We start from the raw sequence: 23,200 nt of genomic DNA on the forward strand, positions 1-23,200 counted from the left end.
AGTCCTTTCAGCGGGTGGCGAGGGACGGGACGGCGTACTGGTTTGCGGGACGCGGGAGCCCGTAGCGCTCCCGGAGGGTCCGCCGGGGGCCGTACTCGGTGCGCAGCAGGCCACGGGCGCGCAGGATCGGCACGACGTGGTCGACGAAGAGTCCGAGGCCGGACGGCAGCACGGCCGGCATGATGTTGAAGCCGTCGGCTGCGCCGAGCCGGAACCATTCCTCGATGGCGTCGGCGACCTGCTCGGGCGTACCCGCGAAGGTCAGGTGGCCGCGTCCGCCGCCGAGTCGGCCGATCAGCTCGCGGACGGTGAGGCGTTCGCGCCGGGCGAGCTCCACGACCAGCGTGTAGCGGCTCTTGGCGCCCTCGATCGCGCTCTCCGGCGGAAGGTCGGCCGGCAGCCGCGCGTCGAGCCCGAGGGTGCCCGGCTCCAGACGGAGCAGGTGTTCGAGGCGGTGGAGTCCGTGCTCGTACACGATGTGGTCCTCAAGGACCCTTTCCTGCCGGCGCGCCTCGGCCTCGGTGGAACCGATGACCGGGACGATGCCGGGCAGGATCTTGAGGTGGTCCGGGTCCCGACCGGCCGCGCCCGTACGGGACTTGAGGTCGGTGTAGAAGTCCTGCGCGTCCTTGAGCGTCTGCTGTGCGGTGAAGACGGCCTCGGCGTAGCGCGCTGCGAACCGCTTGCCGTCCTCCGAGGAGCCCGCCTGCACCAGAAGCGGATAACCCTGCGGCGAGCGGGGCACGTTGAGGGCGCCCCCGACGCTGAAGTACCTGCCCTGGTGGCGCGCCGGATGGATCTTCCGCTCGTCGCCCCAGACCCCCGCCGCCTTGTCGGCGACGACCAGGTCGTCCTCCCAGCTGTCCCAGAGCTTGAGCGCCACGTCGAGGAACTCGGCGGCGCGTTCGATGGGGGTCCCCCCTGTTCGAGCGAAGTCGAGAACTTGGGGGAGGGTGGCGTGGGCGGGCTCGTCGTCGAGCCCGAAGTTGCGGGCGGCCTCCGCGCCGGCGGTGGTGACGATGTTCCAGCCCGCGCGGCCGCCGCTGAGGTGGTCGAGCGAGGCGAGTCGGCGGGCCAGGTTGTAGGGCGAGTTGTACGAGGTGGAGGCGGTGGCGATCAGACCGATGTGCTGGGTCGCGGTGGCGATCGCCGTGAGCAGGGTGATGGGTTCGAGGGTCCCGGACGGGCGCTGGCCGACGCTGTTGAACAGGACCGGGCCGTCGGCGAGGAAGAGCGAGTCGAAGGTGCCGCGTTCGGCGAGGTGCGCGAGGCGGACGTAGTGGGCCAGTTCCACGTGGGCGTGCGGATCGCTCTCCGGCAGCCGCCAGGAGGCCTCGTGGTGGCCGGTGTTCATCAGGAAGGCGTTGAGGTGGAGCTGTCTGCTGGTCACTGGTGGTCCTCCGTGACGCCCAGGGCGGCGAGCAGCCGCTCGCGGTACACGCCGAGCAGGGGGTCGCGATACGAGCGGGGGTGCGGGGGTTCGATGGTCAGGTCGAGCCCGATCCGGCCTTGGTCGAGCACGAGGACGCGGTCGGCGAGCACGATCGCCTCGTCCACGTCGTGCGTGACGAGCAGGACGGAGGGCCGGTGGCGCTTCCACAGCTCGCGCAGCAGGGCGTGCATCCGGATCCGGGTGAGGGCGTCCAGCGCGCCGAACGGCTCGTCGGCCAGGAGCAGTTCGGGCTCCCGTACGAGCGAACGGGCCAGCGCGGCACGCTGGGCCTCGCCACCGGACAGCTCGTTCGGCCAGGCGCGTTCGCGGCCCGCGAGGCCCACCTCGGCGAGGGCGGCACGGCCGTCGCGCTCCGCCTCCTTGCCGTCCGCGCCGAGCAGGACGTTGTCGAGGACACGGCGCCAGGGCAGCAGCCGGGAGTCCTGGAAGACGACCGACACCCTCTCCGGGGCGGCGAGTTCGCCACTTCCGGTGACGTCGTGGTCGAGTCCCGCGACGGCCCGCAGCAGCGTGCTCTTGCCGGAGCCGCTGTGCCCGAGCAGGGCCGTGAACTGGCCCGCCGGGAGGTCGAGGTCGATGCCGTCGAGAACCGTACGGCCGTCGAAGGAGCGGGTCAGACCGCGAAGCCGGACGGCTGGTTCTGCCGGTTCTGACGATTCTTTCGGCTCTGTCGGTTCTTTCGGTTCTATCGGTTCTGTTTGCGGGGTGGTCAGTTGCTGCTCAGCGTGCGTCGCCATGACAGCACCCTCCGTTCGACAAGGCGGACCGCGCTGTCGGAGACGAGCCCGAAGACGCCGTAGATCAGCAGGCCGACGAGGATGATGTCCGTACGGCCGTAGTTCTGGGCCTGGAACATCATGTAACCGAGGCCGCTGGTGGCGTTGATCTGCTCCAGCACGACCAGCGAGAGCCAGGAGCCGGTCACCCCGAGCCGCAGCCCGACGAAGAAACCCGGCAGTGCGCCCGGGATGACGATCTCCCGGACGAACCGCAGCCTCGACAGGCCCTGGACCTCGGCGAGTTCGACATAACGGTGGTCGATGCCGGACAGCGCGGCGTGCAGGTTCAGATAGATCGGGATGTAGACGACGATGGCGATGATCGCGATCTTGAAGGTCTCACCGATGCCGAGCCAGAGGATGAACAGCGGGATCAGACCGAGGGTCGGGATCGCCCGGTTGAGCTGGACCGTCCCGTCGATCAGCGCGTCGCCGATCCGGCTGAGCCCGGCCGCGAGGGCCAGCACCACACCGGCGGTCAGCCCCAGCGCGAAGCCGTAGCCGGCCCGCTCCAGGGAGGTGCCGATGTCGGTGGGGAGTGTGCCGTCGGTCCACAGGTGACCGGCGGTGCGCAGGACGGTCCACGGGGCCGGGATCGCACCCGGGTCGAGCTGTCCGGCGGCGGAGGCGAGCGCCCAGAGCCCGAGGAAGAGAGCGGGGCCGACGAGACGGGAGGCGGGCAGCCGCTTGCCCGGGGCGAGACCGCGGTGCCGCCGCTTGGAGCGGTGCGGGCGGTTGGGCGTCGGGGCGGAGGGTGTGGAGGGGGTATCGGTAGTGCCGGGGGTCCGGGTATTCAGCTGATTCGGTGCACTCAGTTCATTCGGGGCAGTGATGATTGCGGTGCTGGTGCTGGTGCTGGTGCTGGTGCTGGTGCTGGTGCTGGTGCGGGTGCCGGTACCGGTGGTGCTGGTGGGTCCGGTCATCGCGGTCGCCTCCGGTACTCGGCCGGGACGGCCTTCGCCGCGATGCCCTCGAAGCGCCGGTCGAAGAGCGAGTCGACCTTGAACGCCTTCACGAAGCCGCCCTCGGCGAGCAGATCGGCGGTCTCCTGCTCCCACTTGACCGCCTCGCTCCAACTCGGCGGGAACAGCGGCTTGTTGGCGAGCTTCGTGATCGACCGGGCCTGCGCGAGGGTGAGGTTCTGGGTCTTGACGTAGAACTCCTCGTTCCAGACGTCGGGGTGCTCGTAGGCCCACACCTGGCCCTGCGCCCAGCGCGGGATGTACGCGGCGACGGCCGCCGCTTTCGCGGAGTCGGCCAGCACGGAGGCGGGCGCCCACAGCAGGTTGAGGAGGTCCACGACATCGGTGGTGATGGCGCGGGCGCCCTTGGAGCCGTACTGCTTGAGGTAGGCCGGCGACTGCTGGTTGGCGAGCGGGGCGATGTCCACCTGGCCCGCCTGGAGCGCGGTGAGGAACTGGTTGCTGGTCAGCGGCACCAGATCGACCTCGTCGTAGGCGATCCCGGCCTGCTTCAGGGCGCGGAGCAGTACGACGCCCTGGGCCTGCCCCTGCGAGAAGGCCAGCTTCTTGCCCTTGAAGCCCTGGATGTCGGTGATGTCGCTGCCGGGTTTGGTGGCGAAGAGGTAGTTGGGCCTGCGGGTGACGTTGATTGCGACGATCTTCGCGTCGTAGCCCTGGAAGTGCGCCTGGATCGGCGGGATGCCCGCGTTGTTGGCGACGTCGAGGGACTTCGCGCGGAAGGCGTTGATGACATCGGGACCGGCACCGATGTTCACCCAGCTGGAGATGGTGAACGGCAGCTCGGTCAGGCCCGCGAGCTTGAACTGCAGCTGCTGGACGTCCTGGTACGAGGCGATCTTGAGGCTCGTACCGGAGGGGACCTTGGCGGACAGCGGGGCGGACAGGGAGCCCTTGGAGTCGGTGTCGGCGGCGCTGGCCCCCGCACAACCGCTCAGCCCGGCCGCGGCGGCCACGCCGAGCAGGGAGGACAGGAACAGCCGCCGGTCGACACCGGGCGCGGACGGAGACGGCGAGGGAGAAAGGGGTGGCATGGGAGGACTCCGTGAGTTCGGATGGCGGCAAGGCAGGCAGGAATACGCGCGGAGTTCCGGGCAGGGCGAAGCCGGGCAGGGCGAAGCCGAGAAGGGAAAAGGGCGCGCAGGAGAACGCACACGCCGAAGGCGAGGCAAGGAATTCCGCATGAGTGTCAGTGCGTCAGCGCGTCAGGACGTCATCGCGTCAGTACGCCACTGCCTCAGGACGTCATCGCGTCAGTACGCCACTGCCTCAGGACGTCATCGCGTCAGTACGCCACTGCCTCAGTACGTCATCGCGTCAGTACGTCACTGCGTCAGCAACGACGCGTCAGCAACAACGCGTGCGTGCGACCCGCATCAGGTCGACGACGCGGCACTTGGTGAGCGGAACCTGCACCCGCGAGCTGCTCATGAGGAGGATGCTCCTGGCCTCGTGCGATCGCTGTCAATATTCGGAGTTTCTGAATTAAATCGTCCCCGGTGACACGCTCAACGGATCCCGGTACACCACGTCTAGCGCCACCGATCCGCCTGCCACGGCGAGTACGGATGCCGGAAAACTGGTCGGCAGGACGGCGGCACCCCGCTCCGCCCCCACCTCCGTGCGCAGGGCGGCGAGGCAGTCCTCCCGGTGGACGACCCCGACTTCCGCGACGACGACCGTGTCCGGGTTGAGCACGTCCAGCAGCAGCCGGACCGCCCGCCCGACCATCCGGGCCCGCTCCAGCAGCAGACGTACGGCGACGGGGTCCCCGTCGGCCGCGGCGTCGACCACGTGCATCGGGTCGACGGTGCTGATGACGCCCTCCTGCCGCGCCCGCCGGCACAGCGTCCGCTCGCTCAACTCGGCCTGCAGGCAGCCGGTGCGGCCGCAGTCGCACCGCTCCGAGCCGCCCGGCAGCGGCAGATGGGCGATCGCCCCGGCCTGCGAGCGGGGACCGTGGTGCACCTCGTCGTGGGTCGCGAAGGCGGCGTCCACCACCTGGCCGACGAACAGGTGCAGGACGCTCCGGCTGCCGCGGGCCCGCCCGAAGAGCCGCTCCCCGTTGACCAGCGCCCGCGCGTGCCCGTCGACATGGACCGGCAGCCCGGTGCGGGTGCCGAGTGCGTCCCGTACGGGGACGTCCCGCCAGCCGAGCAGGGCATGTTCGACGATGGTCCCGGAATCCCGGTCCACCCAGCCGCCGGTCGCGACGCCGATGGCGAGGGGGGTACGGCAGGGGTGGCCGGTGAGCAGGTCGCACAGGGCGTCGGCGGCGTTCGCCAGCACGCGGTCGGGGTCCGTGCCGCCGTGGTGGGCGAGCCGCCGCTCCGCGACGACCCGTCCGCGCAGGTCGAGCAGTGCGACCGTGGTGTACGGCACGGCCACGTGGACCCCGCCGACGATGAACCGGGAGCCGTCCAGGTCGACGGGTATGTGCGGGCGCCCGACCCCGTTCGACCGGCGGGGCGCCGGAGCCTCCCGGATCAGGCCGAGTGCGGTGAATCGGGCGCAGTAGTCGGTCACCGAAGCCGGGGAGAGGCCGGTCAGCCGGGCGATGGTGCTCCGGGCGACGGGCCCGTGCTCCAGCACGGACCGCAGGATGACGCTGGCGCTGGTACGGCGGCGATCGCTGTCGGCGGCGCGGTGCGATGCCGTGGCGGGTGGGGAGAGTGCCAGGGGAGAGCGGGGCATGGGGCGTCCTAGGGAGGAGGTCCGACACTGTGCCGTCTCGGCGAGCCGGATCCACTCCGCCCGCCCTACCCGGGACGACAGGTGGCGGTGCCCTGGCGCCGCAGGTCGACATAGCGACGCGACGCGAAGTCCTCAGCCTGGGCAACCATGTCCCGAAGGGTAGGCCGTACCCACCGAATCCGACCAGAGCCGTCCCATAGCCGCACGAGCAACCAAGCACCCGCGCCACGCATACTCCATACATTCCGGGACGCCGGATTCGGGGCGCAGCCCCGTCTCTGGGGGCGCGGGGAACTGCGCGAACGGCCCCCACCGACCCGCACCCGAACAGACGGCCCTCGGGGTCTGGGGCGGAGCCCCAGGATGGGACGGGTAGGGGCGGCGGGGGCGAATTGGCGGGACCCTACAGCGCGCCCCCAACCAGCCCCCCCGGCTGAAACGATTCCACCTCAGTGACCAGCATCACGCCCCCACAGGTGTACACGCTCTCCTTTGTCGGAGCTCCACCAAGCCTCGGTTCCTCGCTTTGTCGACCACGCATGGTGATCCCCTCAGGCCCCCTGGGATAGCGTCACGGTGTCCCGCCCCCGTCACCCGCCGGAGTCCCCATGAGCACCGCTGCCGCCACCACCCGCCCAGGCATCCGCCCCGGCGAGGTCCTCGCCGACCTGCTCCCGGCCTCCCGCGTCAGGGACATCGCGCTGGTCCTCGGCGGCGCCGCGCTCACCGGCCTCGCCGCCCAGATCTCCCTGCCCGTACCGGGCTCCCCGGTGCCGGTGACCGGCCAGACCTTCGCCGCCCTCCTCGTCGGCACGGCCCTCGGCGCGGGCCGCGGCTTCCTCTCCCTCGCGCTGTACGCCCTCGTCGGCATGGCCGGCCTGCCGTGGTTCGCCGACGGCGGCTCCGGCACCGCCGCCCCCTCCCTCGGCTACATCCTCGGCATGATGTTCGCCTCCGCCGCTGTGGGCGCCCTCGCTCGCCGCGGCGCCGACCGCTCGGTCCTGCGGATGGCGGGCACGATGCTTCTGGGCGAGGCGATCGTCTACGCGGTCGGCCTCCCGTACCTGTCCGCCGCCACCGGCATGTCGCTCAGCGAGACCCTCGCGGCGGGATTCACCCCGTTCCTGATCGGCGACGCCCTGAAGGCGGCCCTGGCGATGGGCCTGCTGCCGACGGCCTGGAAGTTCATCAACCGCTGACACCGCAGCTCCCGCGGCAGAGGCTCATCCGGTCGCTCATCGCCGACAGCCGGCCGCACGAGGAACCGTCCCTCGCGATGCGGTACGAAGTCCGGCGCCTCCACTGTTCCGGCGCCCGCGGCGAGACCGGAACGGCGGGTCGGGACGCCGTACGCACGGCCTCCCGACCCGCCCCCGTCACGCCTGTCGCTGCCGCTGCCGGTCGGGCCGCCGCTGGGACCACCACAGCCCCGCCGCCCCCACGGAGACGAGCGCCGCCCCCGCCGCACCGAGCGGCAGGAGGTCACTCCCGACGCCGGTCTTCGGCAACCGGTCGCCGCCGGGCGCCACCGGCTTGTTGTCGGTGCCGAGCAGCAACGGGGTGGCCGGAGCGTTCGGCGAAGGGTTCGTCGCGCCGAACGGCACCGGGCCCTGCTGCCAGAACGTCTTCTTCCCGTCGCTGTCCTGGACCGGCAGACAGATCTTTCCGGTCTTGCTCAGATCGAAGGTCGCGGCGACGTCGTACGACTGCGACTTTCCGGCCGCGAGATTGCCGACATCGCAAACGAAACCACTGTTCGAACCCTTGGGCAGATCCTTTTCGGCCAGGGCGGAACAACCCTTGACGCTTTTGACCTGCAAACCGTCGAAACCGACCACCAAGAGTCGGATCTTGCCGCTGTCCTTGGTCCCCTCATTCTTTACCGTGGCGGTCAGCGCCGTTTCCTGTGAGCTGTTGTCGACCGAGATCTTCTCGGGCAGCAACGTGGTCAGTTTCACGCCCGCCGGCGCCGGGTCCACGGCCTTTCCCCCCTGGCTGCTCCCCGGTCCCTGGTCGTCCGCGACGGCTGTGAAGGAAAGGATCATCACGGCCGAGAAAGAAGCCGTGAGCAGCGACCCCGCGATGGTCGTCGTGTGACGAGAACTCATGTTCGTCCCCCTTGGCTGCGCCTGAATTCGCAGTACTTGAAGAGGTACCACAAGATTTCTCCGCACTATGCTGGTACGGCATGAAGTGTGACCATTGTGTTTCTGCTGTGGCGGGCGATTGTGGCGGGTGCTGAGGGGGTGCAGGGGATTGACGGGGAATACGAGCGGCGGTGTTCCGGGATTATTGGTGACGGGTCGATATCGGCTGGCCGAGAGCATTGGCCAGGGGGGAATGGGACGGGTGTGGCGAGCCACCGACGAAATGCTCGACCGGCAGGTCGCCGTCAAGGAGATGCGGATAGATGGACTCGACCCGGAGGACACCCGGACCCGCCGTGAACGCACCCTGCGCGAAGCCCGGGCCACCGCCCGGATCGACCATCCCAACGTCGTACGCATCTACGACGTCGTGGACCAGGGCGAGCGGCTGTGGATCGTCATGGAACTCGTCGCAGGCCGCTCCCTGGAACAGCTCGTGATCGAGGACGGCCCGCTCACCCCGGCCGCCGCGGCCCGCATCGGGCTCGAACTGGTGGCCGCGCTGCGCCAGGTGCATGCCGGGGGAGTGCTGCACCGGGACATCAAGCCGGGCAACGTCCTGGTCGAGCGACGCGGTCAACGGGTCGTTCTGACGGACTTCGGCATCGCCGCGCTGCAGAACGCGGAGGCGCTCACCATGGTCGGGATGCTGGTCGGTTCCCCCGACTACATGGCACCCGAGCGCGTCTCAGGCCGCCCGCAGGGCCCGCCGTCCGACGTGTGGTCCCTCGGCGCGACGCTCTGCGCGGCCCTCGGCGGCCGCTCCCCGTTCTCCCGTTCGACCACCCTGGCGACCCTGCACGCCGTCCTGTACGAGGAGCCCGAACTCCCGCCCGTGGTCGGTGACTTGGGGGACATTCTGGCCGCCCTGCTGGAGAAGGACCCGTCGACCCGGCCGGGTCTGGAGGAACTGGAGACGGCGTTGCGCCCGATCGCGTTCCCCCAGCCGGAGGAGCCCGAACCGCCGGACCGGGGGCCCGTGCCCGAACCGGCGACACAGGAGACGGCAGAGACGGCAGTAGTACCGAACACGTCAGAGGCGGCGGAAGCGCCGGAGACGCCAAAGACAACGGAATCGCCGAAGACACCTGAAGCACCGAAGACACCAGAGGCACCTGAAGCACCGAAGGCACCAGAAACCGCGCCCCCCATCCCCCCGTTCCACCAGGAGTCACCCACGCGCGCGCTCCTGGACGTACGGCTCATACGTGCCGCGCAGCACCCCCCGTCAGAGCGTGCTCACACCCCGGCCCCCGACTCCGACCCGGACCCCATACAGGACGCCGTACCGGAGCCCGAAGCCACACCCACACCCACACCCACACCCGAACCCGAAGCCCCGTCCCCCGAACCCATCGAAGTTCCGCTTCCCGAACCCGTCGAGCCCCCCTCGTCCCTCGCCGCGGACACCACACTCTCCGGACCGGTGGTCATGCCGCCGGGCGAACTCCCCGGCCCCGCCGTACCGGCCACCCCGCGGCGGAACCGGCGCCGGATGGGCCTGGCCGCCGCCGGGGGCGTGCTGGTCGCGGGAGCCGTCGTTGGGCTCGTCATCACGCAGACCGGCGGCTCCTCCCAAGACACCACCGGCGCGCACGCCTCGTCTTCGTCCTCGCCCTCGTCCACCGCCCCCTCCTCCCCATCCCCCACCGTCGACGGCACGTCTCGCCCGCCGAGCCCGCCCGCGGGCGACCGCGAGGAGGCCGGGCTGTACGCCTGGGCTCCGCCGCAGGGCTGGCAGCGGGTGGCGCAGAGCGGCTCCGAGGTGCACTACACCTCGCCCGACCGCGCGCAGGAGATCGTGGCCAACGCGCCCCCGGCCAAGGGCGATCTGCTGGCGCAGTGGCAGCAGGCGGAGGTGGACACCAGCAAGGGCCTGAACTACCGGCGGATCCGCCTGGAGCGCACCACGTTCCGCGGCGCGCCCGCGGTCGCCTGGGAGTACACCGTCACGGCCAAGGGACAGCTCTGGCACGTCCGGCTGCTCGGCTTCCGTTCCGGCGGCACGTCGTACGAGATCAGCACCTGGTACCACCCCGACATCGAGACGACCGCGCTCCGCGTCTACGACGCGGTCAAGAAGAGCTTCACTCCCTTGTGAACCCCCTTGCGAACAGAGAGGGGCCCGGCGGCATCGCGATGCTGTTGGCAAATCCGCCGCGGGGAACACTCTCTCCGGAAGCCGTGAGCACTAGATCGATCTAGTGCTCACGGCTTCCGGCACACATGCCGCGGAGCCGACGTGGCCGACCGGGTTGGCCAACAGCATCGCATCGCCACCGGGCCCCTCTCTGCTCACAGATCCCGGGTCACGGATCCCGTGCCCGCGCCCTCAGACCTCCGACGCCACGTCGACCGGCTCACCGGCGCCCACCGGCGCGCCGATCAGGGAATCCGTGGCTTCCTGTTTCTTCGCGCTGTGCCGGGACAAGTCCTGGTCTTACCGGCGCTCCGCAGGCTGTCACCGCCAGTCCGGCGGCCGTTTTGACGTTGATCGCGGCGTTGTGGTCCCGGTCGTGGAGGGTGCCGCAGGCGGTGCAGGTCCATTCCCGGACGTTCAGGGGCTTGGGGCCGTCTTTGACACCGCAGGCCGAGCAGGTCTGGGAGGTCGGCTCGAACCGGCCGATCCTGACCAGAGTCCGCCCGTACCGGGCGGCCTTGTACTCCAGCATGTGCACGAACGCCGACCATCCGGCGTCGTGGACACTCCTGGCCAGTCTGGTGCGTGCGAGTCCTTGGACCGCCAGGTCCTCCACGCCGATCGCTTGGTTGTCGCGGATCAGCCGAGTGGAGAGCTGGTGGTGGAACTCCCGACGGGCGTCGGCCACCTTCGCGTGGGCGCGGGCGACCTTGAGGCGGGCCTTCTCCCGGTTCCTGGATCCCTTCTGCTTGCGGGACAGCTCCCGCTGGGCCTTCTTCAGTTTCTTCTCCGCCCGGCGCAGAAACCGCGGGGAGTTGATCTTCGTCCCGTCGGAGAGGACGGCGAAGTGGATGAGGCCGAGGCCGAGGTCGATGCCGACCGTCTGGCCGGTGCCGGGCATCCGGCCGCGTCCTTGATCACGGTGACCGACCAGCGGGCATTGGCCGTGAAGCGGATCGACTGACGGCTGTCCTTGCGCTCGCCCTTGAGGCAGGCGAAGAAGTTCTTGTAGGCGGCCTCCGCGTCGCGCAGGGACTGCTGGAGGACGACCGCGGAGACCTCGCCCAGCCAGGACCGCTCGGGTGTCTGCTTGGCCTGGGTGATCAGTTTCTGGGACAGCACACCCGCCGTGGGGAGCTGCATGACGGCCACACTACGTACTTGGGTTATGGGTGAGATGCAGAAGATCAGAACTGGCCGGCACTGTGCTTTTGTGATGCATGTCCACTTGGTCTTCGTGACCAAATTCCGGCACAGAGTGTTCACCGATACCCATCTGATGACGCGCACGGAGGAGATCATGCGGTCGGTGTGCGCGGACTTCGCATGCAAGATGGTGGAGTTCAACGGCGAGGACAACCACGTCCACCTCCTGGTGAACTTCCCGCCCAAGGTCACCGTCACCAAGCTCGTCAACTCCCTCAAGGGCGTCTCCTCCCGCCGCCTGCGCCAGGAGTTCCCCGACCTCGTACGCCACTACTGGCGCGCCAGCAAGCTCTGGTCCAGGTCCTGCTTCGCCGGAACCGTCCGCCGGACAGGAATCCGCGACGCGACCATCAGATTCGCTTCACCACCGGGCTGAAGTCCGGTGCGCCGTGAATGAATCCCGGTAGCCGAGGACGAAGACGATTAGCGAGGCCGTCGCCCAGGTCAGGTACTTCCCGTACGAGCGGTGGTACGGGACTCGTACGGGCGGTGTACGAGTCGGTCCAGTGAATCGGAGGCAAAGGAATTCGTGAACCTTTGAATCCAGATCGTTTCTTGAGGTTTCCTTGAGTTTAGTAGTTCCCCTCGCACTTTTCCGCTGGGACACCCGGCGAGGCCGATCCGCAACGGCCATGTCACACTCGGAACATGCGCGTGTATCTCGGCTCCGACCATGCCGGTTTCGAACTCAAGAACCACCTCGTCGAGTGGCTCAAGGCCGCCGGGCACGAGCCCGTCGACTGCGGGCCGCTCATCTATGACGCCCAGGACGACTACCCGCCGTTCTGCCTCCGCGCGGCGGAGCGTACGGCGGCCGACCCCGAGTCGCTCGGCATTGTGATCGGCGGCTCCGGCAACGGGGAGCAGATCGCCGCGAACAAGGTGGACGGGGTGCGGGCGGCTCTCGCGTGGAGCGAGGAGACGGCGTCGCTGGGGCGGCAGCACAACAACGCCAATGTGGTGGCGGTGGGCGCGCGGATGCACTCCCAGGAGGAGGCGACGAAGTTCGTGGAGGTCTTCCTCGGCACGCCCTTCTCCGGTGACGAGCGTCATGTCCGACGCATCGACATGCTGTCGGCGTACGAGCGGACGGGTGACCTGCCGCCGGTCCCGGCGCATCACCCGCAGCCGTAGCCCGCGGCGCGCTTCTCCGGGAGCGCGGAGTGCGAAGTTCCCGAGCCCCTGAGACCGGGGCTGCGCCCCTGTGGTCGGGGCTGCGCCCCTGTGGTCGGGGCTGCGCCCCGAACCCCCCGCTCGCCCCGGTTGCTTGGCTTTCCGGCGCAGGCCGGCATCTTCAGCCCGTCCGGCGTTTGAGGACGAGGCCGTTCAGGCCGTTCAGGCCGATCTCGGGGGTCCGGGGGCGGCGGGGGCGGGAGAGTCGTCGTGTGGAACCGTGGTAAGAGGAGGACCCGTGCCGGAGGGGCACACGATTCATCGGCTGGCCGAGGACTACGAGGCCAGGTTCGGGGGCGGGACCACCCGCGTGACCAGCCCACAGGGCAAGTTCGCCGACGCCGCCGCCCTCCTCGACCGCACCACCTTCGAACACGCCGACGCCCACGGCAAGCACCTCTTCCTCGCCTTCCGCACCGTCGACTGGATCCACATCCACCTCGGCCTCTTCGGCAAGGTGAACTTCGGCGACGCCCCCGCCCCACCCCCCACGGACACGGTCCGCCTCCGCCTCGCGAACACCACGTCGTACGTGGACCTCCGCGGCCCCACCACCTGCGCTCTGATCACGGACGGCGAGAAGCAGGCGATACACGACCGCCTCGGCCCGGACCCGCTGCGCCCGGACGCCGACCCGTCGGCCGCGTACCGCCGTATCTCCCGCAGCCGTACGACGATCGCCGCCCTCCTCATGGACCAGAAGATCATCGCGGGCGTGGGCAACGTCTACCGCGCGGAGGTCCTCTTCCGGCACGGCATCGACCCGTACCGCGCGGGCAAGGACCTCACCCCCGCCGCATGGGACGCGATCTGGGCCGACCTGGTGGAGCTGATGCGCGAGGGCGTCCGCAACAACCGCATCGACACCGTCCGCCCGGAACACACCCCCGAGGCCATGGGCCGCCCACCGCGCGTGGACGACCACGGCGGCGAGGTCTACGTGTACCGCAGGGCCAACCTGCCCTGCCACATCTGTGGCGGCGAGATCCGCACCGCCGATCTCGCCGCCCGCAACCTCTTCTGGTGTCCGACCTGCCAGAAGAGGTGAACCGGGGGCCGGAAACTCCGGACCGCCCGGGGCTAGAAACCGTGCGGCAGCCACGGCGCGACCGCCGACGAGAAGCCCACCGAGGCCTCCGCCAGCGCCCCCTGCCGCAACTCCCGCACGCGCCCCGCCGACGCGAGCGACGCCAGGGACACCCCACCCAGATACGCCGCCCCCAACTCCCGTACGGACAGCGCGAGATCGGCCGCGTCCCGGGTACGCGCGCAGGTCGCGCCCTTGGTGTCCCCGGTGAGCCGCCAACGCCCCTCGTTCCAGGGGCAGAACGCGTCCTCGACCTCGAACACCACGTCCACGGGCGCCTGATACGTGCGCGCCTCCAACGCGGCGCCGACGTCCACGAGCCGTACGTGCAACGCGTCCCGCATCCGCACCGCGCAGCGACGGATGTCGGACACCATGTGCTGCCACGCCTCGTCCACGGGGCGACCGCGCGCCTGCAGCGTGGTCGTCAGGTCGATCTCGAAGAGGAACCGCCACAGCGCCGCGCCCGCCGCCGGATCGAGTGCCTCCAGCTGGCTGAGGACGACGGTGGCCCTGGCCCCGCGATGGTCGTGGTCCGGCTTGACCCGGTACCGGGCGTAGCCGACGACCTCGTCGTCCCGCTCGGCGACCACGCACTGCAGGGGCGACGCGCCGTCCCGCTCGCTCTCCGGGTCGAGCAGCATCGCCCGCGCCCAGCCGGGCTGCCGCGCCAGCATGCCCGGCCGACGCGGAACCAGTCGTGCGTACACCGCCTCGCAGGCGTCGACGACCTCGCTCGGCACGGCGTACCGCAGGCGTACGTCATCGGTGCCGGGCGGCACGGACAGTCGTACCCGGGTCGTGTCGATCGAGGCGTTGTACTGGTGCGTCGCGATGCCGTAGCCGAACCGGCCGTAGATCACCGGCTCCGACGCGGTCAGTACGGCCAGCGGCTCGCCCCACGAGCGGATGTCGTCCAGCTGCCGCCGCATCATCGACCGCAGCAGCCCGCGGCGCCGGTGCGTGGCCGCGACACTCACCATCGTGATGCCCGCGGCCGGCACGGAGGCGCCGCCGGGGACGGTGACCCGGAAGGAGAAGGCGCCCGCGGTGCCCACGCACTGGTCGCCGTCCCAGATGCCCAGGAAACGGTCGTACTCTGTGAGCGCGTTCATCACCTCGCGCTCCTCGGACGACTCCGGCACGCCCCCGAACGCGCGGACCAGGTTGTCGTACCACGTGTTCCACTCAGGCTGCCGCAGCACCCGCAAGTCAGTCGTCATACGTCCATGCCTACCAGGGCAATGCGGTACGAGCGAGGGGATTTCCGTTGCCTCCCGAGGCGCCGGACACTGTGATGTTGAGCGCTCGGACGGGGGACAAGTGGGACCTCCCGTGCCAAGCACCTGGTCCGATGGATAGGGTCCCGAACTAATGGCAGCAGGACGACAGCGGCGCGCGGAAGCCGATACGTTCACGGCCCGGTTGAAGAAGCAGTGGCACCGGGCCCGCACCGGCCTGCGCAGATCCGCCGTCGACTACTTCCGCGGGGACGGTTCGGACTGGGTCGCGCTGGCCGGTCTGCTGCTGACCATCCCCCTGATCGCGGCCACCACGCTGATGAACTCGGTGTGGTGCTCACCGGCGGCGCTGGTCCTCCCGATCGTGGCGGGGGGCCTTCTGCTGCGCCCCGCCAGCCTGCTGGGCCTGTACGCGGCCGCCGCCACCGCGCTGATAGTGGAGTCCGTGAAGCTGGGCCCCTACACGGAGGGCCCGTCCCGGGTGACACCGGGCGTGGTGCTGGTGGTCGCCGCCTGCGGCTTCTTCGGCCTGCTGATCGCACAGTTCCGCAGCCGCGTCGGCGTGCCCTGGCGGCGCGGCGGCACCATGCTCTTCGACCTGCGCGAACGCATCCGGGTGCAGAGCAAGCTGCCGAAGCTGCCGCTGGGCTGGCACCGGGAGATGGCGCTGCGGCCGGCGGGCGGCCAGTCGTTCTCGGGCGACTTCGTCGTGGCCGCGCGGACGAACAGCGGCCGGACCCTCGAAGTCGTCCTGACGGACGTCTCCGGCAAGGGCATGGACGCGGGGTCGCGCGCCCTGCTCCTGTCCGGGGCCTTCGGCGGCCTGCTGGGATCGCTCCCACCGCACGCCTTCCTCCCCGCCGCGAACGGTTACCTCCTCCGCCAGGACTGGGACGAGGGCTTCGCCACCTCCATCCACCTGGTCCTCGAACTGGACTCCGGCGACTACGAGCTCTTCTCCGCCGGGCATCCGCCGGGGCTGCAGCTCAGCGCGGGCAGCGGGCGCTGGGAGGAGAAGGCCGCGGAGGGACCGCTCCTCGGGGTCTACGACGGTGCCCAGTTCGACCCGGTCAAGGGTTCCCTGCGGCCCGGTGACGTCCTGATGCTCTTCACGGACGGCCTGGTGGAGACGTCCGAACGCGACATCGTCGAGGGCATCGACCGCCTCACCGGGGAGGCGGACCGCTATGTCGCCGGTGGTTTCCACGGCGCGGCGTGGCACCTCATCGAGGCGGTGGCCAAGGACGTGAACGACGACCGGGCCCTCCTCCTGATCTGCCGCGAGGGCCCCACGACAACCCGCTGACCCCCGTCCGACCCTCGTTTTCCCAGGGTCCGCACCCCGGCTCCCGCCTGGTGTTCCGCCCCCACCCACCACCCGGGTCGACCGCCGGCGGTGGGGTTGTCCCCACCCCAAGCCGGTGGCTTCCCTCATGGCCCCGCCCCCCTCCGCATCCGTACGGTCGAGGCCTCACCGGAGCGACGAAGGGACGGACCCACCATGGGCCTGCGGAAGAGGCGCCACGAAGACGCGGACGCGCGCGGCGCGGGCCCCATCGCGGTACCGGCCGTCGAACTCCACGGCGTCCGAAGGGAGTACGGCCGCGGCGGCAACACCGTCCACGCCCTGCGCGGTATCGACCTCACCCTCTACCGCGGCAGCTTCACGGCGGTGATGGGCCCCTCGGGCTCGGGAAAGTCCACGTTCCTGCAGTGCGCGGCCGGCCTGGACCGGCCGACCGCCGGCACGGTCCGGCTCGGCGGCACGGAGATCACCGGGCTGAGCGAGAACAAGCTCACCGTCCTGCGCCGCACCCGCCTCGGCTTCGTCTTCCAGGCCTTCAACCTTCTCCCCTCCCTCACGGTCGAACAGAACGTCGTCCTCCCGACGCGGCTGGCCGGCCACCGCCCCGACCGCCGCCGCGCCGCCGAGGTCCTCGCCCAGGTGGGCCTGGCCGACAAGGCCCGCCGCCGCCCGAGCGAACTCTCCGGCGGCCAGCAGCAGCGCGTCGCGATCGCCCGCGCCCTGGTCGCCCGCCCGGACGTGGTGTTCGCGGACGAGCCGACCGGCGCCCTGGACACCACCACGGCCGCCGAGATCCTCGGCCTGCTCAGGCAGGCCGTCGACGGCCTCGGCTCCACGGTCGTCATGGTCACCCACGACCCGGCGGCCGCCGCCTGGGCGGACCGTGTCCTGTTCCTCGCCGACGGCTCCATCGCCGACCACCTGGAACGGGCCTCGGCCGGGCGGATCGCGGCCCGGATGACGGAGCTGACGGCCCCCGTCTACGGGCACAGGGCGGCCTGACGCCTCGGCCCCTCGGTCGCACCTGCCCGCGCCGCCGGGTTCAGGCTCCCGCCGAGTGGAGACGGAGTTCCGCTGCGCGGAGTGGGAATTCCGCTGCGCGCAGGCGCGGTCGTCGTTCTCGGCCCGACGGCGGCCGCGGTCCCGGCCCGCGCGGGGCCGCGGCGGGAGACACTGGGGGAGTGACGCAGACTCTTCTGACCTTGGCCGAAATAGAGGCCCTCGCCCGTGCGGCGCACGCCGCCCAGACCGACAAGGCGGGGCGGCCCTACGCCGAGCACCTGCAGGCCGTCGCGGAGGGGGTCCGCGAGCGCGGGGGCGACGACGAGCAGATCGCGGCGGCCTGGCTGCACGACGCCGTCGAGGACGACGTGCTCTCCGAGGACTGGCTGCGCGAGGCCGCGCTGACCCGACGCACCAAGGACATCGTGCTGGCGCTCACCAAACGCGAGGGAGAGCTCCCGGAGTCGTACGCGAAACGCATTCGTACGACTCCGGGGGCTCTCGTGGTCAAGGCGTCCGACCTGGCGCACAACGCCGATCCGGCCCGGCTCGCGGTCCTGGACGAGCACACCCGCGCTCGGCTGACGAAGAAGTACACCACCATGCGCGCACTGCTCGGACTGCCCCCGGGCTGAGCGGTCTACGCCGTGGCCTTGGCCCGTCCGCGGGCCAACTCCGCTGCGTCCCGCTTGAAGGCCCACTTCATGTCGGGCTCCATCGCGAACCGGAAGATCCGCCGGACCGGTGGCGTGCACAGCACGGTGACGGCCAGGCCCGCGGCGAGAGTCACGAAGATCTCACCGAGCGGTTCGTGCAGCCACTTGTGGTCGAACCAGCCCCAGTAGGTGCCGCCCTTGACCAGGAAACCGTGCAGCAGATAGCCGTACAGCGTGCCCGCGCCGAGCGCCGTGAACCACATCTTGCGGCGCGGCACCCAGGCGAAGAAGCACGCGGTGAGCAGCAGCGAGCAGCAGAAGAGGGCGAGCACCATCACGGGGCCGACCCACCACGGAACGCCCAGTTCCTGGGCGCTGTCGCGGTGGTAGAACCAGGCGGGGTTCATCCGCGGCACCGCCCACCAGCTCACGATCGGCGCGGCGGCGAACACCGGCACCGACAGGATGCGCACCTCGCGGCGGCGCACCAGCTGGAAGTGTTCGGGCTTCAGGCGCAGGCCCAGCACGAAGAACGGCAGGAACTGGAGTACCCGCTGCAGATCCAGGTCGTCACCGATGGACGGTGAGGTGGTCGCGAGCATGGCCACGAGAAGCGCGAGCCCGAGCGGCCATCGCACCAGCTTCCACAGCGGCGTCGTCAGCCGCCAGATGAACAGCGCGCACAGGAACCAGGTGAGGAACCAGGGGTCGAGCAGGCTGACCGGCAGCGACGGATCGTCGCCGGCCCAGCGCTTGAAGAGGACGTACGCCACCTCGAAGACGACGTACGGCACGGCGACCCCGGTCACCAGCCGCTTCAGCCGGTCCGCGCGCATGTCGAAACTGCGCGAGAAATAGCCGGAGATGATGATGAAGGCCGGCATGTGGAAGGCGTAGACGACCATGTACGCCGCCTGGAGGACGCGGCTCTGGCCCTTCAGGGGCTCCCAGGCATGACCGATGGCCACGAGCACGATCGCCAGGTACTTGGCGTTGTCGAAGAAGGCGTCGCGAGGTCTGGCGGACCCGGCACCCGGAACGGCGGCGTCGGCGGCCGCTGAACGCGATGTCGGAACTCCCTCCACCGACTGGTCCGTAGGGGAGGAGCCGGGGGAACCGGGAGAACTGGAGGAGCTGGGGGAGGCGATTCGGGACCTTGCTGCGCTTGCTGGGGACGAGGCGGCGTGGAACATCTGAGGCACCCTAGCGTTGTCTGTGCGTCTTCGTAAAACTCCGAACGTCATTCCTGCTTATCGCCTTCGAGCGCTCGTTGCGCGTACTCCTCACGGGTACACCGGATTTGAGGATTTCCCCTTAGGGCATGCGGCAGTTGCAGAGCCGATCTGTCTGCTTTCTTCATGACTAAACGGTGCATAGCACTCGCGGGCGACTCTGGAGAAAAGTCCAGTCTTCAGGGTCTTTGGTGGTGTCCTGGGGCTACCTCGGGCCGCGTCTTCGGTAATACCTTTGATGCACCTGTGGCAACAATTCGAATTACCTGCGAACAGGTTGTGTGGACACGGCAACGGTCTCTCTGAATTTCCCGTACGGGTGTTCAGTCGAATTGCAGTGCGGGGCCACGGAGTTGGCCTGCCTCCGGAGAGTGCGGGCGTGTCGGTTCTCGGGGCCCGCGGCCGACGATGCGTCACCCGCGGCATACAGGGGCCGGGTTGGTGGCACGATGGTTCTGGCGGGGGTGTGTGGGGTTGCGCCCCCGGGCCGGGAGAGCGGACCGACCGTAGGGTGTGATCAGTTGTGGCCATCTCGCTGTCAGTGGTACTGATGTTGGCGATCATCCTCGTGGTGCTGATCCGAGGAGGATCGATCAAGGCAGGGCCCGCCGTCGTCGCGGTGCTCTTCGGGTTCTTCCTCGCGTCGACCGGGATGGCGCCTTCCATCCAGCGGTTCCTCGACTCGATAGCGGAGACCATCAACCAGATCAGCTTCTGATCCCCAGCGGACGGGCCGGCGTCTTCACCGCCGCCCCCGCCGTGGACGCGGCCCCCGACGGCCGCGCCCGTGGTCGAGCACGCTCTCCACGCCGGGCCCCGCGAAGAGGGAGCCCCGGAAACACGGTCAAAACAGTCAGGGCCGGGCCGGAGGAATGATCCCCGGCCCGGCCCTGAACCGTATGGAGCGGGCGACGGGAATCGAACCCGCGTAGCTAGTTTGGAAGACTAGGGCTCTACCATTGAGCTACGCCCGCACAGATGGTGCCGCAGGTCAGTGACCCCGGCACAGAAGGCATCGTAGCGGGTTGCGGGCCCTCCCCGCACGCCCCGTTGCGCCGCCCCGCGGACGCTCGTGAAATGCGGCGGCCGCACTGCCTGCGGGCATGTACCCTACGTGTCGCACCGACGGGGTGTGGCGCAGCTTGGTAGCGCGTCCGCTTTGGGAGCGGAAGGCCGTGGGTTCAAATCCCGCCACCCCGACCACCAGCACAGTCCGGCGCCTGACGGCCGACGGACCGGTCGACAGCCGATCGACGACTGGTCCGCAAGCGCTCGAAGGGCGGTTGAAGGGCGTTGAAGAACGATCGAAGAGCGGTCGCCGACTGATCGGCGACCGGTTGCCGATCAGTCGGCGACCGGCCCTGGACTGATGGACGGCCGTCCGATGGCCGGGATCGCAAGATCGCCTTTTGGGGCGTGTACCGCCTGCGGTTACTATGCAGGTTGCGCGCCCGTGTGTCTGCACTGTTACGTCTCTCAAGGGCCGCGAATCCGCTGAGGCTCTGCCCGACTCGGCAGCGGCAAACAGCAGAACCCCGCAGCAGTACCCCCAAGAAGTCAGCCACAAGGAGACCGAACCGTGAAGAGCGCCGTGGAGAACCTGAACCCGACTCGGGTTCGGCTCACTGTTGAGGTGCCCTTCGAGGAGCTCAAGGACAGCCTCGACGCGGCGTACAAGAAGATCAACCAGCAGGTCACGGTGAAGGGCTTCCGGAAGGGCAAGATCCCGGCGCGCGTCATCGACCAGCGGTTCGGTCGCGGTGCCGTGCTCGAAGAGGCCGTCAACGACGCGCTCCCGAAGTTCTACACCGAAGCGGTCAACGAGGCTGAGCTGAACGTCCTCGGCCAGCCCGAGGTCGACATCACCGAGCTGAAGGACGGCGAGACGCTGAACTTCACCGCTGAGGTCGACGTCCGCCCGACCATCGAGATCCCGGACTACTCCGGCATCGAGGTCGAGGTCGACGCCGTCGAGGTCAGCGACGAGGACGTCGAGAAGGCCGTCGAGGAGCTCCGTGAGCGCTTCGCGTCCACCTCGCCGGTCGAGCGCGCCGCCCAGGACGGCGACGTCGTGACGATCGACCTGGAGGCCAAGGTCGACGGAGAGGTGCTGGAGGACGGCATCGCCTCCGACGTCTCCTACACCATCGGCTCCGGTGAGCTGCTGGACGGCATCGACGAGGCCGTGAAGGGCCTGGAGGCCGGTGGCGAGGCCACCTTCGCCTCCGAGCTCAAGGGCGGCTCCGCGTCCGGCAAGGAGGCCGAGGTCGCCGTCAAGGTCACCCAGGTCGCCGCGCGCGAACTGCCCGAGCTGGACGACGACTTCGCTCAGCTCGCCTCCGAGTTCGACACCCTCGACGAGCTCAAGGCGGACAGCCGCAAGCGCCTCGAGAACATGAAGCAGTACGACCAGGCCACGCAGGCCCAGGAGCGTGTCCTGGAGAAGCTGCTCGAACTGGTCGAGGTGCCCGTCCCCGAGAAGCTGCTCGAGGACGAGATCAACACCCGTAAGCACAACCTGGAGCACCACCAGCTCGGCCAGATGGGCCTCGACCTCGCGAAGTACCTGGAGATCCAGGGCAAGACCGAGGAGGAGTTCGACACCGAGACCAAGGACGCGGCGGTCAAGGGCATCAAGACCCAGTTCGTCCTTGACGAGCTCGTCAACAAGGAGAAGCTGAACGTCAACCAGGAGGAGCTCACCGAGCACCTCATGCGGCGCGCGGCCTCCTCCGGCATGTCCCCCGACCAGTTCGCCCAGGCGGTCGTCGAGGGCGGCCAGGTCCCGATGCTGGTCGGCGAGGTCGCCCGCGGCAAGGCCCTCGCGGTCGTCGTCGAGGCCGCCACGGTCAAGGACACGAACGGCGAGGTCATCGACCTGGACGACGAGGAGGACGAGACCGAGTCGGCCACCGAGGTCGTCGCCGAGGTCACCGACGGTGACGAGGGCTCCGCCGAGGCTTCCGAGGAGAAGCCCGAGGCGTAAGCCGGCGGCGTTTCAGCAGCTGTACGACGGCCCCCGGGGACACAAGTGTCCCCGGGGGCCGTCGGCCTTCAGGGGTGCGGGGAACTGGGCGCTCAGCCCCCACAGGGCCGCAGCCGCGTCTGCCACGGACGGTCCATCGGCGGGTGCGGCTCGTGGTGGGTCGCTCGCGCAGTTCCCCGCGCCCCTGAAGGGGCGCAGCCCCGCCAAACCCCCTGTCCGACCCAGCGGAGCGCATGCGCTCACAGCGAACAGTTCCTTCTGCGGGATTCCCCGGAGGGACCCGCGCGTTAGGGTCCATGAATACGAGGGCAGGGGAGTCCCCGAAGCCGCCCCGGGCGGTTGTCGCACCGGGGTCCCACGCCCCCAGCAGAAGACGTGAGACGGCCCGGCGCCGTCGTAAGACGAGCAGGTGGATACGTGACGAATCTGATGCCCACAGCTGCCGGCGACCCTATCGGTGGTGGCCTCGGCGACCAGGTCTACAACCGGCTGCTCGGCGAGCGGATCATCTTCCTCGGCCAGGCGGTCGACGACGACATCGCCAACAAGATCACGGCGCAGCTGCTGCTCCTTGCCTCCGATCCGGACAAGGACATCTACCTCTACATCAACAGCCCCGGCGGATCGATCACGGCCGGCATGGCGATCTACGACACCATGCAGTACATCAAGAACGACGTGGTGACGATCGCCATGGGCATGGCGGCTTCCATGGGCCAGTTCCTGCTCAGCGCGGGTACCCCCGGCAAGCGCTTCGCCCTGCCGAACGCCGAGATCCTGATCCACCAGCCCTCGGCCGGTCTCGCCGGCTCCGCGTCGGACATCAAGATCCACGCCGAGCGGCTGCTGCACACCAAGAAGCGGATGGCGGAGCTGACCTCCTTCCACACCGGTCAGACCGTCGAGCAGATCACTCGTGACTCGGACCGCGACCGCTGGTTCGACCCGGTCGAGGCCAAGGAGTACGGCCTCATCGACGACATCATGCCCACCGCTGCCGGTATGCCGGGCGGCGGCGGCACCGGGGCGGCGTAAGCCCCTCAGTGCCCCCAGGGCGGCGCAGGGCCTCTCCAGCGCCCCCGGGCGCACCCCGCGCCCCCCTGGCGGCTCAGGCGCCC

19 protein-coding genes, 2 tRNA genes and 1 pseudogene are annotated in these 23,200 nt (G+C 69.7%); 12 read left to right on the forward strand and 10 right to left on the reverse strand.

Annotated elements, in window-relative coordinates:
• Positions 1–7: 7 nt before the first annotated feature.
• The 5 genes from RV986_RS34410 to RV986_RS34430 form a co-directional block, all read right to left on the reverse strand.
• Positions 8–1,390, reverse strand: a complete 1,383-nt coding sequence (locus RV986_RS34410; protein WP_475921105.1) for an LLM class flavin-dependent oxidoreductase — start codon at positions 1,388–1,390, stop codon at positions 8–10.
• The gene (locus RV986_RS34415; protein WP_475921106.1) at positions 1,387–2,190 is read right to left on the reverse strand and encodes an ABC transporter ATP-binding protein; all 804 of its coding nucleotides are present in this window, start codon (positions 2,188–2,190) and stop codon (positions 1,387–1,389) included. The genes RV986_RS34410 and RV986_RS34415 overlap by 4 nt, the downstream gene beginning before the upstream one ends.
• Complete coding sequence (locus tag RV986_RS34420; RefSeq protein ID WP_475921107.1) at positions 2,163–3,155, reverse strand: ABC transporter permease; 993 nt, start codon at positions 3,153–3,155, stop codon at positions 2,163–2,165. Before RV986_RS34420 ends, RV986_RS34415 begins: the two co-directional genes overlap by 28 nt.
• On the reverse strand, positions 3,152–4,246 hold the full coding sequence (locus tag RV986_RS34425; RefSeq protein ID WP_475921108.1) for an ABC transporter substrate-binding protein: 1,095 nt from the start codon (positions 4,244–4,246) through the stop codon (positions 3,152–3,154). The genes RV986_RS34420 and RV986_RS34425 overlap by 4 nt, the downstream gene beginning before the upstream one ends.
• A 451-nt stretch (positions 4,247–4,697) precedes the next feature.
• Positions 4,698–5,906 (reverse strand): ROK family protein, encoded by a 1,209-nt coding sequence (locus RV986_RS34430; RefSeq protein WP_475921109.1) that lies wholly within the window; start codon positions 5,904–5,906, stop codon positions 4,698–4,700.
• A gap of 608 nt (positions 5,907–6,514) precedes the next feature.
• Between RV986_RS34430 and RV986_RS34435 the strand changes: the two genes are divergently transcribed.
• On the forward strand, positions 6,515–7,105 hold the full coding sequence (locus RV986_RS34435) for a biotin transporter BioY (protein WP_475921110.1): 591 nt from the start codon (positions 6,515–6,517) through the stop codon (positions 7,103–7,105).
• A gap of 177 nt (positions 7,106–7,282) precedes the next feature.
• Here RV986_RS34435 and RV986_RS34440 read toward each other — a convergent pair whose 3' ends face one another.
• Positions 7,283–8,014: an LPXTG cell wall anchor domain-containing protein gene (locus RV986_RS34440; protein ID WP_475924538.1), complete on the reverse strand. Its 732-nt coding sequence runs from the start codon at positions 8,012–8,014 to the stop codon at positions 7,283–7,285.
• 232 nt (positions 8,015–8,246) lie between these two features.
• On the opposite strand from RV986_RS34440, the gene RV986_RS34445 reads away from it, so the two are divergent.
• Positions 8,247–10,154 carry a serine/threonine-protein kinase gene (locus RV986_RS34445; RefSeq protein WP_475921111.1) on the forward strand — a complete coding sequence of 636 codons (1,908 nt, stop codon included), beginning with the start codon at positions 8,247–8,249 and terminating at the stop codon, positions 10,152–10,154.
• A gap of 259 nt (positions 10,155–10,413) precedes the next feature.
• Here the strand turns inward: RV986_RS34445 and RV986_RS34450 are convergent.
• Positions 10,414–11,324 (reverse strand): annotated as a pseudogene (locus RV986_RS34450) (RNA-guided endonuclease InsQ/TnpB family protein); the annotation flags it as partial.
• A gap of 37 nt (positions 11,325–11,361) precedes the next feature.
• Here RV986_RS34450 and tnpA point away from each other — a divergent pair.
• The 3 genes from tnpA (at position 11,362) to RV986_RS34465 (ending at position 13,620) form a co-directional block, all read left to right on the forward strand.
• Positions 11,362–11,775 (forward strand): IS200/IS605 family transposase, encoded by a 414-nt coding sequence (gene tnpA / locus RV986_RS34455; protein WP_475921112.1) that lies wholly within the window; start codon positions 11,362–11,364, stop codon positions 11,773–11,775.
• 272 nt (positions 11,776–12,047) lie between these two features.
• Entirely contained in the window at positions 12,048–12,533 is a 486-nt protein-coding gene (locus tag RV986_RS34460; RefSeq protein ID WP_475921113.1) for a ribose-5-phosphate isomerase, read from the forward strand.
• Positions 12,534–12,810: 277 nt separating this feature from the next.
• Positions 12,811–13,620 carry an Fpg/Nei family DNA glycosylase gene (locus RV986_RS34465; RefSeq protein ID WP_475921114.1) on the forward strand — a complete coding sequence of 270 codons (810 nt, stop codon included), beginning with the start codon at positions 12,811–12,813 and terminating at the stop codon, positions 13,618–13,620.
• 32 nt (positions 13,621–13,652) lie between these two features.
• On the opposite strand, the gene RV986_RS34470 is transcribed toward RV986_RS34465, so the two are convergent.
• Positions 13,653–14,882, reverse strand: coding sequence for a GNAT family N-acetyltransferase (locus tag RV986_RS34470; RefSeq protein WP_475921115.1), 1,230 nt, complete (start codon positions 14,880–14,882; stop codon positions 13,653–13,655).
• Positions 14,883–15,033: 151 nt separating this feature from the next.
• Here RV986_RS34470 and RV986_RS34475 point away from each other — a divergent pair, with 151 nt between their 5' ends.
• The 3 genes from RV986_RS34475 (at position 15,034) to RV986_RS34485 (ending at position 17,843) form a co-directional block, all read left to right on the forward strand.
• Complete coding sequence (locus RV986_RS34475) at positions 15,034–16,206, forward strand: PP2C family protein-serine/threonine phosphatase (protein WP_475921116.1); 1,173 nt, start codon at positions 15,034–15,036, stop codon at positions 16,204–16,206.
• Positions 16,207–16,401: 195 nt separating this feature from the next.
• Positions 16,402–17,208 carry an ABC transporter ATP-binding protein gene (locus RV986_RS34480; RefSeq protein ID WP_475921117.1) on the forward strand — a complete coding sequence of 269 codons (807 nt, stop codon included), beginning with the start codon at positions 16,402–16,404 and terminating at the stop codon, positions 17,206–17,208.
• A gap of 179 nt (positions 17,209–17,387) precedes the next feature.
• Positions 17,388–17,843, forward strand: coding sequence for an HD domain-containing protein (locus tag RV986_RS34485; RefSeq protein ID WP_475921118.1), 456 nt, complete (start codon positions 17,388–17,390; stop codon positions 17,841–17,843).
• 5 nt (positions 17,844–17,848) lie between these two features.
• Here the strand turns inward: RV986_RS34485 and RV986_RS34490 are convergent, their stop codons facing one another.
• Positions 17,849–19,057 carry an acyltransferase family protein gene (locus tag RV986_RS34490; protein ID WP_475921119.1) on the reverse strand — a complete coding sequence of 403 codons (1,209 nt, stop codon included), beginning with the start codon at positions 19,055–19,057 and terminating at the stop codon, positions 17,849–17,851.
• A gap of 562 nt (positions 19,058–19,619) precedes the next feature.
• Between RV986_RS34490 and RV986_RS34495 the strand changes: the two genes are divergently transcribed.
• Positions 19,620–19,814, forward strand: a complete 195-nt coding sequence (locus RV986_RS34495; RefSeq protein WP_475921120.1) for a hypothetical protein — start codon at positions 19,620–19,622, stop codon at positions 19,812–19,814.
• Between the two features lie 182 nt (positions 19,815–19,996).
• Here RV986_RS34495 and RV986_RS34500 read toward each other — a convergent pair.
• Positions 19,997–20,070 (reverse strand) — tRNA-Gly (locus tag RV986_RS34500).
• A 152-nt stretch (positions 20,071–20,222) separates the two neighbouring features.
• Here RV986_RS34500 and RV986_RS34505 point away from each other — a divergent pair.
• From RV986_RS34505 to RV986_RS34515, 3 genes are all read left to right on the forward strand, one after another.
• Positions 20,223–20,299, forward strand: a tRNA-Pro gene (locus RV986_RS34505).
• A gap of 376 nt (positions 20,300–20,675) precedes the next feature.
• Positions 20,676–22,082: a trigger factor gene (tig, locus tag RV986_RS34510; RefSeq protein ID WP_475921121.1), complete on the forward strand. Its 1,407-nt coding sequence runs from the start codon at positions 20,676–20,678 to the stop codon at positions 22,080–22,082.
• A 429-nt stretch (positions 22,083–22,511) separates the two neighbouring features.
• Entirely contained in the window at positions 22,512–23,117 is a 606-nt protein-coding gene (locus RV986_RS34515; RefSeq protein ID WP_362980489.1) for an ATP-dependent Clp protease proteolytic subunit, read from the forward strand.
• The last annotated feature ends 83 nt before the right edge of the window (positions 23,118–23,200 follow it).

The organism is Streptomyces sp. RLA012 (assembly GCF_056270325.1).